The following is a 12652-nucleotide window of genomic DNA, read 5'->3' as shown; positions in this document are numbered from 1 at the left end:
TCCTAGAGATGTTGGGCGAAAGACTCATAGGGCGCGTCCGGTTCGCCGGAGGGCTCGAAGTGGTCGATGTTCTCCAGCGTGGTGCCCCACTGCTCGCGCGGCCGCCAGTGCGCCCGCACCCGCAGGCCCATTCGGACCTCGTCGGCGGTGCAGCCCAGCACCAGGTGCTGGAACGGAATGTCCGCACCCTCCAACAAGATGTACGCGGCCACGTAGGGCGGCTTGATCCGCTGGCCGAGGAACGGCACGTTCACCACGCAGAACGTGGTGACCACACCGTGGTCGGGCAGTTCGACCTCGTCCTCGGTGGGCACGCCGTCGGTGGGGCAGGAGCCGCGCGGCGGGATGTAGACCTTGCCGCAGGCCGGGCAGCGCTGTCCGAGCAGCCGGCCCTCGGCCAGTCCGCGCAGGTAACGGCTTTCCTCCGGCGACGCCGTGTGCTGGTACTGGAGGTGGATCGGTGTCGTCAGCATCGTGACGGCCTCGCCGCCGACCGGATCGCGCTGAACCGGTTCCGCGTCAAGAGGTTCGAAGCACTCGATGTCACGGATGCTGCCGGTCGGCCCAGCCGCCCAACGCACGCGGACCCGCATGCCAGTGCTCATCCGGTCCGGCGACCTGGCGTCGACGGCGTGCAGCAGGCCGGTGTCGGCGCCGTCCAGTTTGACCAGCGCCCACGCGAAGGCGTGCGAAAGTGGTTGCCCCGCAGGCGGTTGCGGGTTCCACGACCACGTCTGCACGACGCCTTCGGTGGCGACGTCGACGAACTCGGTCAGCTTCTCCGCGGTCACCGGGTCGTATTCGGCCGGCGGCACCAGGACCCGGCCGTCCGAGCCGCGCACGCCGGCGATCCTGTGCTCGCGCAGACCCGTGGCGAACCGGCCCAGCACCGGCCCGAGCGAGCGGGTGTAGTCGAAGCCCACGTCCAGCGGGGCGCTCAACGGTTCCGAGCTGATCGTCACCTTCGAAGTGAAACACGTTCTCGTTTTTGCGGCAAGATGAAGCCATGAGGCTTGGACTGCAACTCGGCTACTGGACCCCCGTGCCGGCCCCGAACACCCCGGAGCTGGTCGCCGCGGCGGAGCGGTGCGGCTTCGACTCGGTGTTCGCGGCCGAGGCCTGGGGCTCGGACGCGTTCACCCCGCTGGCCTGGTGGGGATCCCGCACGTCACGGCTGCGGCTGGGCACCTCGGTGGCCCAGCTGTCGGCGCGCACGCCCGCGGGGTGCGCCATGCACGCCCTGACCCTGGATCGGCTCAGCGGCGGCCGGTTCATCCTCGGTCTGGGCGTCTCCGGGCCGCAGGTCGTGGAGGGCTGGTACGGCCAGCCGTTCGCCCAACCGCTGGCCCGCACCAGGGAGTACGTGTCGATCGTGCGGCAGGTGCTGGCCCGCGAGGCGCCGGTGGTGAACAATGGGCGGCACTATCCGCTTCCGTACCAGGGGCCTGGGGCGCTCGGGCTGGGCAAGCCACTGAAGTCGATAGCCCATCCGCTTCGCCCTGATGTGCCGATCATGCTGGGGGCGGAGGGGCCGCGCAACGTCGCCATGACCGCGGAGATCGCCGACGGCTGGCTGGCCATCTACTACACGCCGCGGCTGGCCGGGCTGTACAACGAATGGCTGGACGAGGGCTTCGCGCGGCCCGGTGCGCGGCGGTCCCGCGAGGACTTCGAGATCGTGGCCAGCTGCCAGATCGTGCTCACCGACGACCGGGCTGCCGCCGTCCAGGCCATGAAGCCGGTGCTGGCGCTGTACATCGGCGGCATGGGCGCGGCCGGCATGAACTTCCACGCCGACGTGTTCAGCCGGATGGGCTATCCGGATCAGGTGGCGGAGATCGGCGAGCTGTTCCGCGCCGGCCGCAAGGACGAGGCGGCGGCCGTGGTGCCGGACGCGCTGGTCGAGGACATCGCCGTGATCGGCAACGCCGACGAGGTGCGGGACCGGGTCGCGGAGATGGAACGGGCCGGTGTGACCACCCTGCTCGTCGGCTGCGGAAGCACGGCGCAGGTTGAGCAGCTGTCCTCGGCCCTTGTCGGCGAAGTGGAACACGTTCTAGATTGAGATGCATGACGGCGCCTGGACTGTGGAACATCGCGGCTGCGGAACCCGGGTTGACGGCGGTTGTCGACCCCGACGGCGGAGAGGTCGGCTACGGCGAGCTGGCCGCCGCGGCGGACCGGTACGGGCGGGGGCTGCAGGCCATGGGCCTGCGGCCCGGCGACAGCGTCGTGGTGCTGCTGCCCAACAGTTCCGAGCTGCTGGCCATGTACTTCGCCGCGATGCAGACCGGCCTGTACATCGTGCCGGTGAACTGGCACCTGATCGGGCCGGAGGTCGCCTACCTGGTCGCCGACTCCGGGGCCAAGGCGTTCGTGGCCTCGCAGCGGTTTGTCGACACCGCCGTGGTGGCGGGGGAGTCGCTGCCGCCCGACGCCCGCTTCTCCGTCGGCGAAATCCCCGGTTTCCGGCCGTTGTCCGAGTTGGGTGCGGACGAACCCGTTGGGCGGCCGGACATCCGCACCGCCGGCGCGCCGATGCTCTACACCTCCGGCACCACCGGCCGGCCCAAGGGCGTGCGCCGGCCGCTGACCGGGGCCGACCCGGACGTGCTGCCGGCGGCCGGCGTCTGGTTCTTCGGCATCTTCGACCTCAAGCCGTTCGACGGGCACGTGCACCTGTGCGGCTCGCCGCTCTACCACACCGCCGTGCTGAACTTCGTCTCCCTGTCCGTCCAATTCGGACACAAGACGGTGTTGATGGACCGGTGGGACGCGGCCGAGATGCTGCGCCTGATCGAGAAGCACCGGGTCACCCACAGCCACATGGTGCCCACCCAGTTCCGCCGGCTGCTGGCGCTGCCCGAGGATGTGCGGTCCTCGTTCGACGTCTCCTCGCTGCGGGCCGCCATCCACGGTGCCGCGCCGTGCCCACTGGAGGTCAAGCGCCGGATGATCGACTGGTGGGGACCGGTGGTCACCGAGTACTACGCCGCCACCGAGGGCGGCGGGACCATGATCGAGGCGGCCGACTGGCTGCGCAAGCCCGGTTCCGTCGGCCTGCCGTGGCCCGGCTCGGTGGTCAAGGTGCTCGCCGACGACGGCGCCGAACTGCCGGCCGGCGAAGTGGGCACTGTGTACATGCGGATGGGCACCTCGACTTTCGAGTACTACAAGGACAAGGCCAAGACCGACGCCGGCCGGGTGCGCGACCTGTTCACCCTCGGCGACGTCGGTTACCTGGACGAGGACGGCTACCTCTACCTGCGCGACCGCAAGGCCGATATGATCATTTCCGGCGGGGTGAACGTCTACCCGGCCGAGATCGAGGGCGAACTGGCCTGTCACCCCAAGGTCGCCGACGTGGCCGTGTTCGGCATCCCGCACCCCGACTGGGGCGAGGAGATCAAGGCTGTCGTGCAGCCCGTGGACGACGTCGTCGGCGACGACGCCCTCACCGCCGAACTGCTCGCCTTCGCCGCCTCGCGCCTGGCCAAGTTCAAGCTCCCGCGCAGCGTCGACTATGTCGCCGAGCTGCCCCGCGACCCCAACGGCAAGCTCTACAAGCGTCGCCTGCGCGACCCCTACTGGCAGAACCAGGAGCGCGCCATCTAGAACCTCGCGAGTCCCGCTCTCGGGCAACCGTGTGTCGAGTTCCGAAACTCGTGTTTCAGTTGCCTGAGAGCGGGACTCGCGGGTGTTAGCGGCCGTTGAACTCCGGCTTGCGTTTGGCGGCGAAGGCGGCCGGGCCCTCCTTGGCGTCCTCGCTGAGGAACACCCGCGTTCCGTGCTGGGACTCGATCTTGAACGCCTCGTTCTCGGGCAGGCCCTCGGTCTCCCGGATGGTGCGCAGGATCGCCTGCACGGCCAGCGGTCCGTTGGCGGCGATCATGTCGGCCAGCTCCAACGCCTTGGCCAGCGCTTGTCCGTCGGGCACAACATGACCGATCAGGCCGATGTCGAACGCCTCGGCGGCGGTGATGTGGCGGCCGGTCAGCAACAGGTCGGCGGCGACGGTGTAGGGGATCTGGCGGGGCAGCCGGACGGCCGAGCCGCCCAGCGGGAACAGGCCCCAGCGGGCCTCGGACACGCCGAAGCGGGCGCTCTCGCCGGCCACCCGGATGTCGGTGGCCTGAAGGATCTCGGTGCCGCCGGCGATCGCCGGCCCCTCCACCGCGGCGATCAGCGGCTTGCTCAGCCGGCGGCCCTTGAGTAGCGGCTCGATCACCGACAGGTCCCAGCCGCCGCCGGAGAACGAGTCGCCGGGATGGCTGGCCGTCATCGCCTTGAGGTCGGCGCCGGCGCAGAACGCGCCGCCCGCGCCGGTCAGCACGCAGACCCGGACGCTGTCGTCGGAGTCGACGCGGTCCCAGGCCTCGCGCATGATCGCCATCATCGGGCCGGACAGGGCGTTGCGTGCCTCCGGGCGGTTCATCGTCACCACGAGGACCCCGCCTCGTTGGTCTACCAGGCAGTGCTCGGACTCCTGCGTCGCGGTCATCAAGCCTCCCAGGGGATTGCCCAAAACAGTAACACGTTCTAGTTTGCAGGGGTGGCCCTGAACATCGCAGACCTCGTGGAGCACGCCGCCGATCTCGTCCCCGAGCGCGCCGCGGTGATCTGCGGCGAGCGCCAGGTCAGCTACGCGCAGCTGGACGAGCGCGCCAACCGGCTGGCCAACCACCTCGCCGCGCACGGCGTCGGACCGGGTGACCATGTGGGCGTGCACTCCCGGAACTCCATTGAGATGGTGGAAAGCATGCTCGCGGCGTACAAGCTGCGGGCGGTCGCCATCAACATCAACTACCGGTACACGCGCGCCGAGCTGCGCTACGTGTTCGACAACTCCGACCTCGTCGCCCTGGTGCACGAACGCCGCTTCACGCCGCTGGTGGCCGACGTCCTGCCCGAGGTGCCGCGGCTGCGGCATGTGGTCTACACCGAGGACGGCACGGACGAGAACGTGTCCTACTCCGCGGTCGAGTACGAGGCGGCGCTGGCCGCGGCCAGCCCGGCCCGCGACTTCCCGGAGCGCAGCCCCGACGACATCTACATCCTGTACACCGGCGGCACCACCGGCCATCCCAAGGGTGTGCTGTGGCGGCAGGAGGACGTGTGGCGCGTCCTCGGCGGCGGCATCGACTTCCTCACCGGCGTGCCGGTGGAGGACGAGTGGCAGCAGGCTCGGCAGGGCCAGGCCTACGGGCTGGTCCGGCTGTGCGCGCCGCCGATGATCCACGGCGCCGCGCAGTGGGGCGTGTTCGGCGCCCTGTTCACCGGCAGCACCGTTGTGCTGCTGCCGCAGTTCGACGCCGACCAGGTCTGGCAGGCGGTGGAGCGGCACAAGGTGCAGGTGATGATGATCGTCGGCGACGCCATGGCCCGGCCGCTGATCGAGTCCTATCGGGACGGTCAGTACGACGTGTCCTCGCTGGGGGCCATCTCCAGCAGCGCGGCCCTGTTCTCCAAGGCCGTCAAGGAACAGTACGTGGCGGCCTTCCCGAACATGGTGATCACCGACGCCATCGGCGCCTCCGAGACCGGCTTCACCGGCATCGGCGTCGTGCAGAGCGGCGCCCCGCAGTCCGGCGGCCCGCGCGTGAAGGCCGACCCGGCCAGCATCGTGCTCGGCGACGACGGCCGGCCGGCTCCGCCCGGCGTGGTCGGCAAACTGGCCCGTGGCGGGCACATCCCGCTCGGCTACTACAAGGACGAGGCCAAGTCGGCCGCGCTGTTCACCGAGGTCGACGGCAAACGCTATGCCGTGCCGGGGGATTTCGCCCGCCTCGAGGAGGACGGCACCGTGACCCTGTTGGGGCGCGGCAACATGTGCGTCAACACCGCGGGGGAGAAGGTGTTCCCCGAGGAGGTGGAGGGCGTGCTGAAGTCGCACCCGGACGTCTTCGACGCGCTGGTGCTCGGCATCCCCGACGACCGGCTCGGGCAGCGGGTCGCCGCCGTCGTGCAGGCCCGCCCCGGCCACACGCTGGCGTTCGACGAGCTGGAGGCCCATGCGCGGCAACAGATCGCCGGCTACAAGGTGCCGCGCAGCATCTGGGTGGTGGACGAGATCAGTCGGCTGCCCAGTGGCAAACCCGACTACCGGTGGGCGCAGGCGCTCGTCGCCGACCAGCCGCCGACCGTAGAGGTGCAGACCAAGGCCGGGCTGGGAGGTTCCCGTGCGCACGGCACTGTGTGAGCGGTTCGGGATCGAGTATCCGATTTTCGGCTTCACGCCGTCGGAACACGTCGCCGCGGCGATCAGCCGGGCCGGCGGGCTCGGGGTGCTGGGCTGCGTCCGGTTCAACGATCCCGGCGAGCTGGACGCCGCGCTGACATGGATGGACGAGCACACCGACGGCCGGCCCTACGGCGTGGACGTCGTGATGCCGGCCAAGATCCCCACCGAGGGCACCGCCGTCGACCTGGACGCGCTGATTCCGGCTGAGCATCGGGAGTTTGTCGAGCGCACCCTGACCGAGCTCGGCGTTCCGCCGCTCGACTCGCACGGCACCGGCGTGCTGGGCTGGCTGCACTCCGTAGCACGGTCCCATGTGGACGTTGCCCTGCAACATCCCATCCGGCTGATCGCCAACGCCCTGGGTTCGCCGCCTGTTGACGTCATCGAGCTGGCCCACGAGCACGACATCCCCGTGGCCGCCCTCGCTGGCAAGGCCGAGCACGCCCGGCGGCACGTGGCGAACGGCGTGGACATCGTTGTGGCCCAAGGCTACGAGGCCGGTGGCCACACCGGCGAGATCGCCAGCATGGTGCTCGTGCCCGAGATCGTCGACGCCGTCGACGTTCCCGTGCTCGCCGCCGGCGGCATCGGCACCGGCCGCCAACTCGCCGCCGCTCTCGCCCTCGGCGCGTCCGGCGGCTGGCTCGGCTCGTGCTGGCTCACCACCGCCGAGTACTCCGAGGGCCTGCCCGTCTCCGCCACCCAGCAGGCCCTGCTCGCCGCCAGCTCCTCCGACACCGTCCGCAGCCGCATCTACACCGGCAAACCGGCCCGGCTGCTCAAGACCCGCTGGACCGAGGCCTGGGCCCAGCCCGGCGCCCCCGCCCCGCTGCCCATGCCCCTGCAGAACCTGCTCGTCGCCGACGCCCACCAGCGGATCACGCTGTCCGGCGACCCCACCGTCGTCTCCATGCCCGTCGGCCAGATCGTCGGGCGCATGAACGAGATCCGCCCCGTCGCCGCCGTCATGGCCGACCTGCTCCGGGAGTTCGACGACACCCTCACCCGCCTGGACAAGCTCCGCTGACCCAGTCCGCCAGCCGGGCCAACGATTCCCGGCTGTGCGGGTCGATGCCCCGCCTCGACCGGCCGAACGCGAACAGCCTGGTCCGCCGGTCGCCGAACTCGTCCCGCCAGAGCAGGGCGTAGCCGGCCTGGTCGACGCCGAGCACCGCGTCGGTCGGGATCCGCACCGTGCGCACCCATCCCCGCACGGCGATCGTGTCGGCCGTGCAGTCCACCCCGCACTCCGTGCCCCGCACGCTCAGCGTGATCGCGACCAGCAGCGCCACGCCCAGCAGCGGGATCTCCAGCGTGTTTCCGACGATCGGCCCGGCCAGGATCAACGCCCCGAAGGGGAGTAACCAGCTGAGCACGATGATCGCGATCTGCGCCTGCACGGTCATGCGAAGCCTCAGTGGCACGGCGAGATCATAGCGAGGTCACACCGGGGTCGCGGCGAGGGCGGCTCCGATGTGGCGCAGGTGGGCGGTGGCGCCGCCGAGGGCGAACTCGTGACGTTTGGCGGCGGTGAAGTAGCGGTGCAGGGGGTGGCTGACGTCGATGCCCATGCCGCCATGGATGTGCACGGCGGTGTGGGCGACATAGTGCCCGGCTTCGGCGGCCCAGAACTTGGCGGTGGCGAGCTCGGTGTCGCAGGGCAGCCCTTCGCTGAGCCGCCAGGCAGCTTGCCACAACGTCAATCGAATGGCTTCGACCTGGATGTACGCGTCGGCGAGGCGCTGGGACACGGCCTGGAAGCTGCCGATGGGGCGGTCGAACTGCTGCCGCGTCCGGGCGTACTCGGTGGTCATCTCCAGGGCCCGTTCGACGACGCCCAGTTGCAACGCGCACAGGCCGACCACACCCCGGTGCAGCGCGTGGGAGACGGCGGCGGCGTCGAGCACCCGGGAGGCGTCGACCTCGACGTCGGAGAGATCGAGCAGGCAGGTGTCGCCGTCCACGAGTTCCTGAGGCTGCGGGGAAACCTGGTCGGACTCGACGAGGAACAGGCGCACGCCGTCGGTGGTGCTGGCCGGGACCAGGAAGAGATCGCCGGGCGGGACAAGGGACTTCGCGCCGGTGAGCCGCCAGCCGCCGGAAATCGGCGACGCCTGCGTAACCGGGGACAGGGGATCGTCGTTGTTCTCTTCGGACAGGGCGACCGACAGCACGGTCGACCCGGTCAGCGCCGGCCGCACCCAGCGGTCGACGTGCTCGGCCGTGCCGAACCGGGCCACTGTCGACGCCGCCTGCACAATGGAGTGCAGGTACGGCGCCGATGACATGGCACGGCCGAGTTCGACCAGCACGCTGCACTGTTCGAGAAGCCCGAAACCGTTGCCGCCGGCGGATTCCGGCAAGGTGGCGGCCAGCACGCCGGAGGCCGCCAGGTCGGTCCACTGTGGATGCTCGCGCACCATGGCGGCGAGGTCCCGCTGCGCTTCCGAAAACTCGAAGTCCACCGGAGGTTTCCCTTTCAGCGCCGGCCGACGGGCAGGCCGAGGCCCACCGCGGCGATGATGTCCCGCTGCACCTCGTTGGTGCCGCCGCCGAACGTCAGGATCAGTGACGACCGATGCATCCGCTCGATCCGCCCGTGCAGCAGCGCGCCCGGCGATCCCTGGCGCACCACGGCGTTGGTGCCGAGCACCTCCATCAGCAGCCGGTAGGCCTCGGTGGCGAACTCGGTGCCGTACACCTTGGTCGCGGACGCGTCGGCGGGGCTGGGCGACTGCTCGACGCCCCAGGCGATCCGCCAGTTCATCAGCTTCAGGAACTCGGCCTTGGCGTGCACCCGGGCCAGGTGCAGCCGCACCCACTCCTGGTCGATCACCCGGTTGCCGTCGGGCAGCTTGGTGCGCTGCGCCCACGCGATCACCTCGTGCAGCGCGGTCAGCACGGGCGCGGCCGAGGTGAGGGCGACCCGCTCGTGGTTGAGCTGGTTGGTGATCAGCGGCCAGCCCCGGTGCTCCTCGCCGACCAGCGCCGTCGCCGGCACGCGCACGTCCTGGTAGTAGGTGGCGCTGGTGGTCGGCCCGGCCATGGTGTGCACCGGCGTCCAGCTGAAGCCCTCGGCGTCGGTGGGCACGATCAGGATGCTCAGTCCCTTGTGCTTCACCGCGTCCGGGTCGGTGCGGGCGGCCAGCCAGACGTAGTCGGCGTACTGGATCAGGCTGGTCCACATCTTCTGGCCGTTGATCACGTAGTCGTCGCCGTCGCGGACCGCCCTGGTCCGCAGCGAGGCCAGGTCGGTGCCGGCCCCCGGTTCCGAGTAGCCGATGGAGAAGTGCAGCTCGCCGGCGGCGATCCGGGGCAGGAACTGGGCCTTCTGCGCGGGCGTGCCGTACCGCATGATCGTCGGGCCGATGGTGTTCAGCGTCAGGAACGGCACCGGCACGCCGGCCGCGGCCGCCTCGTCGAGGAAGATCAGCTGGTCCAGCATGGACCGGTCCTGGCCGCCGTGCTCCTGGGGCCAGCCGATCACCAGCCAGCCGTCGCGGCCCAGCTGGGCGACGACTTCCTTGTACGCGACGCCGTCGCCGTACTCGCCGCCGGTGGTGGTCAGCGCCTCCCGCCGCTCCGGCGTCATCAGGTCCGCGAAGTAGGCCCGCAGCTCGGCGCGCAGCCGCTCCTGCTCGGGGGTGTACGCGATCCGCATCCGGCCTCCCGGCTCGGCGAGGTGGAACGTGTTCTAGTAACCGTAGCACGGTGTTACCGTGAATCGCGTGGCTTCTGGCGAGCGGGAGGCGGCCGTGGCGATCGAGGTCGATCGGAATCTGTGCGAGGCGAACGGCCTGTGTGTGGCGGCCGTGCCCGAGGTGTTCGAGCTGGACAGCGACGAGGAACTGGTCATTCACGAGGCGGCCGTGGACACTGTGTCGGCCGAGCGGATCAAGGTTGCTGTCGCGAGCTGTCCGCGTTACGCGCTGCGTGTGACCGGCTGAACGGTCTTGCCCAGAACGAGAACAGATTCTAGTGTGGCCTGGATTACAGTGTGGTGATCCCTGGCGACTAGGAGCGGCGAGTGGAGCTGGACGGGAAAGTCGCGATCGTCACCGGTGCCGCCGCCGGGCTGGGCCGCGCCGAGGCGCTGGCGCTGGCCGCGGCCGGCGCGTCCGTGGTGCTCGGTGACGTCGCCGACGCGTCCGACGTGCTGGCCGAGATCGAGGCGCTGGGTGGCAAGGGCGAGATCGTGCCCGGAGACGTGGCTGACCGCTCCACCGCGGACGCCCTCGTGGCCGCGGCCGTGGAAGGCTTCGGCGGCCTGCACATCGTGGTGAACAACGCCGGCGTGCTGCGCGACCGGATGCTGTTCAACATGACCGACGAGGAGTGGGACACCGTGATCCGCGTGCACCTGCGCGGACACTTCCTGTTGTCCCGCAACGCCTCAGCCTACTGGCGACAGCAGTCCAAACAGGACGGTAAGCCGGTGTACGGCCGGGTGGTCAACACCTCGTCCGAGGCCTTCCTGCTCGGCTCCGAGGGCCAGCCCAACTACGCCGCCGCGAAGGCCGGCATCGTCGCGCTGACCGTGGCCACCGCCCGGGGCATGGCCCGCTACGGCGTGAAGGCCAACGCGATCTGCCCCCGCGCCCGCACGGCCATGACCACCAACGTCTTCGGCCCCGCACCGGATGGGGCGGATCCCCTTTCCCCGCAGCATGTCGCGCCGTTCGTCGGCTACCTCGTGTCCCCGGCGGCCGACCACATCAGCGGCCAGCTCTTCGTCGTGCACGGCGGCATGGTGGCGCTGATCGCCGCGCCGTCGGTCGAGCAGACCTTTCACGCCGCCGACGGCGACTGGGCCGCGGTCGGCGGCTACTTCACCGACCGGGACCCGGCGCGCACCTTTGCCTGCACCGAAGTTATGACCCTCAGTTAGGAGAAGGCCATGACCGGGCGACTGGACGGCAAGACCGCGCTGATCACCGGCGCGGCCCGTGGACAGGGCGCGGCCGCGGCGCGGCGGTTCGTCGCCGAGGGCGCGCGGGTGATCATCGCGGACGTCAACGACGACGCCGGCAAGGCGCTGGCCGACGAGCTCGGCGACGCGGCCGACTACCAACACCTGGACGTCAGCTCGGAAGACGAGTGGGCGCAGGTCACCGGCGAGTTGGAGCGGCTGGACGTGCTGGTCAACAACGCCGGCGTGCTGCACTTCTCGCCGCTGCCCAAGACCACGCTCGCCGACTACGAGCGGGTGATCCGGATCAACCAGATCGGCACCTTCCTGGGCATGCGCGCGGCCGTGCCGCTGATGAAGGGCCACGGCGGCTCCATCGTGAACGTGTCCTCCGTGGAGGGTCTGGCGGCGATGCCGTTGCTGGTGGCCTACTCCGCCTCCAAGTTCGCCATCCGCGGCATGACCAAGGTGGCGGCGGTGGAGCTGGGCCGCAAGAACATCCGGGTCAACTCGGTGCACCCCGGCGCGATCGACACCGACATGGTGAAAACCGCCCTGGGCGGCCACGAGATGGACATGACGCCGGTGCTGAAGAAGCTGGCCATCCAGCGGGCCGGGCGGCCCGAGGAAGTCGCCAACCTGGTGCTGTTCCTGGCCAGCGACGAGAGTTCCTACTGCACCGGCGGCGAGTTCTCGGTCGACGGCGGGGCCGCCGCCACCCACGCGCTGGCGCCGTCGTGATCGTCGCGTTCCGTCAGGTCGGGCGGATCTCCCTGCTGGGCTGGGAAGTCGTGCGGTCGGTGCCGCAGCGGCCGTTCCAGTGGCGGGAGCTGGTCCGCCAGTCCTGGTTCTTCGCCAGCGTCACCATCCTGCCCACGGCGATGGTGGCGATCCCGTTCGGCGCGGTCATCTCGCTGCACCTGGGCTCGCTGACCAAGCAGATCGGCGCCCAGTCGTTCACCGGCGCGGCCAGCGCGCTGGCGATCATCCAGCAGGCCAGCCCACTGATCACGGCGCTGCTGGTGGCCGGCGCGGGCGGCTCGGCGATGTGCGCGGACGTCGGCGCGCGGACCATCCGCGAGGAGATCGACGCCATGCGGGTGCTGGGCGTGCCGCCGGTGCAGCGGCTGATCGTGCCCCGGGTGCTGGCCGCGATGTTCGTCTCGATCCTGCTCAACGGCCTGGTCAGCGTGGTCGGCGTGCTGGGCGGCTACTTCTTCAACGTGATCATGCAGGGCGGCACGCCGGGCGCGTACCTGGCCAGCTTCAACGCCCTGGCCCAGCTGCCGGACCTGGTGATCAGCGAGATCAAGGCGGTGATCTACGGCTTCATCGCCGGCGTGGTGGCGGCCTACCGAGGGCTGAACCCGTCGGCCGGCCCCAAGGGCGTGGGCGACGCGGTCAACCAGGCCGTGGTCATCACCTTCCTGTTGCTGTTCCTGGTGAACGTGGTGCTGACCGGCATCTACCTCCAACTGGTTCCGCCGAAGGGCATGTGAGAC

Annotated in this window: 13 protein-coding genes; 8 read left to right on the top strand and 5 right to left on the bottom strand. The window is 70.3% G+C overall.

What is annotated here, in order from left to right; all coding sequences use genetic code 11:
• Positions 1-2 precede the first annotated feature (2 nt).
• Positions 3-962, bottom strand: coding sequence for a Zn-ribbon domain-containing OB-fold protein (locus JJ691_RS20625; RefSeq protein ID WP_442912743.1), 960 nt, complete (start codon positions 960-962; stop codon positions 3-5).
• A gap of 44 nt (positions 963-1006) precedes the next feature.
• Between JJ691_RS20625 and JJ691_RS20620 the strand changes: the two genes are divergently transcribed.
• Positions 1007-2065, top strand: coding sequence for an LLM class F420-dependent oxidoreductase (locus tag JJ691_RS20620; RefSeq protein WP_211770361.1), 1059 nt, complete (start codon positions 1007-1009; stop codon positions 2063-2065).
• Positions 2066-2070: 5 nt separating this feature from the next.
• Complete coding sequence (locus tag JJ691_RS20615) at positions 2071-3615, top strand: acyl-CoA synthetase (protein WP_211770360.1); 1545 nt, start codon at positions 2071-2073, stop codon at positions 3613-3615.
• 85 nt (positions 3616-3700) lie between these two features.
• Here JJ691_RS20615 and JJ691_RS20610 read toward each other — a convergent pair whose 3' ends face one another.
• Positions 3701-4501 carry a crotonase/enoyl-CoA hydratase family protein gene (locus JJ691_RS20610; RefSeq protein WP_211770359.1) on the bottom strand — a complete coding sequence of 267 codons (801 nt, stop codon included), beginning with the start codon at positions 4499-4501 and terminating at the stop codon, positions 3701-3703.
• Between the two features lie 51 nt (positions 4502-4552).
• Between JJ691_RS20610 and JJ691_RS20605 the strand changes: the two genes are divergently transcribed.
• The gene (locus JJ691_RS20605) at positions 4553-6199 is read left to right on the top strand and encodes an acyl-CoA synthetase (RefSeq protein WP_211770358.1); all 1647 of its coding nucleotides are present in this window, start codon (positions 4553-4555) and stop codon (positions 6197-6199) included.
• On the top strand, positions 6180-7268 hold the full coding sequence (locus JJ691_RS20600; protein WP_211770357.1) for an NAD(P)H-dependent flavin oxidoreductase: 1089 nt from the start codon (positions 6180-6182) through the stop codon (positions 7266-7268). The genes JJ691_RS20605 and JJ691_RS20600 overlap by 20 nt, the downstream gene beginning before the upstream one ends.
• On the opposite strand, the gene JJ691_RS20595 is transcribed toward JJ691_RS20600, so the two are convergent.
• The 3 genes from JJ691_RS20595 to JJ691_RS20585 are packed head-to-tail and all read right to left on the bottom strand — an operon-like array spanning position 7243 to position 9902.
• Positions 7243-7665, bottom strand: coding sequence for a hypothetical protein (locus JJ691_RS20595; RefSeq protein WP_211770356.1), 423 nt, complete (start codon positions 7663-7665; stop codon positions 7243-7245). The two genes, JJ691_RS20600 and JJ691_RS20595, sit on opposite strands and share 26 nt — an antisense overlap.
• A gap of 18 nt (positions 7666-7683) precedes the next feature.
• Positions 7684-8706, bottom strand: coding sequence for an acyl-CoA dehydrogenase family protein (locus JJ691_RS20590; protein WP_211770355.1), 1023 nt, complete (start codon positions 8704-8706; stop codon positions 7684-7686).
• 14 nt (positions 8707-8720) lie between these two features.
• Positions 8721-9902, bottom strand: a complete 1182-nt coding sequence (locus tag JJ691_RS20585) for an acyl-CoA dehydrogenase family protein (protein ID WP_211770354.1) — start codon at positions 9900-9902, stop codon at positions 8721-8723.
• 67 nt (positions 9903-9969) lie between these two features.
• Between JJ691_RS20585 and JJ691_RS20580 the strand changes: the two genes are divergently transcribed.
• The 4 genes from JJ691_RS20580 (at position 9970) to JJ691_RS20565 (ending at position 12649) form a co-directional block, all read left to right on the top strand.
• The gene (locus JJ691_RS20580; RefSeq protein WP_306291378.1) at positions 9970-10188 is read left to right on the top strand and encodes a ferredoxin; all 219 of its coding nucleotides are present in this window, start codon (positions 9970-9972) and stop codon (positions 10186-10188) included.
• An 80-nt stretch (positions 10189-10268) separates the two neighbouring features.
• Positions 10269-11129 (top strand): 3-oxoacyl-ACP reductase, encoded by an 861-nt coding sequence (locus tag JJ691_RS20575; RefSeq protein WP_211770353.1) that lies wholly within the window; start codon positions 10269-10271, stop codon positions 11127-11129.
• Positions 11130-11138: 9 nt separating this feature from the next.
• Entirely contained in the window at positions 11139-11891 is a 753-nt protein-coding gene (locus JJ691_RS20570; protein WP_211770352.1) for a glucose 1-dehydrogenase, read from the top strand.
• The gene (locus tag JJ691_RS20565; RefSeq protein WP_211770351.1) at positions 11888-12649 is read left to right on the top strand and encodes an MlaE family ABC transporter permease; all 762 of its coding nucleotides are present in this window, start codon (positions 11888-11890) and stop codon (positions 12647-12649) included. Before JJ691_RS20570 ends, JJ691_RS20565 begins: the two co-directional genes overlap by 4 nt.
• The last annotated feature ends 3 nt before the right edge of the window (positions 12650-12652 follow it).

Source organism: Kutzneria sp. CA-103260, assembly GCF_018263855.1.
Lineage (GTDB): Bacteria > Actinomycetota > Actinomycetes > Mycobacteriales > Pseudonocardiaceae > Kutzneria.
The sequence above is the reverse complement of the archived record's forward strand: the minus strand, read 5'-3'. Positions and strand labels throughout refer to the sequence as shown.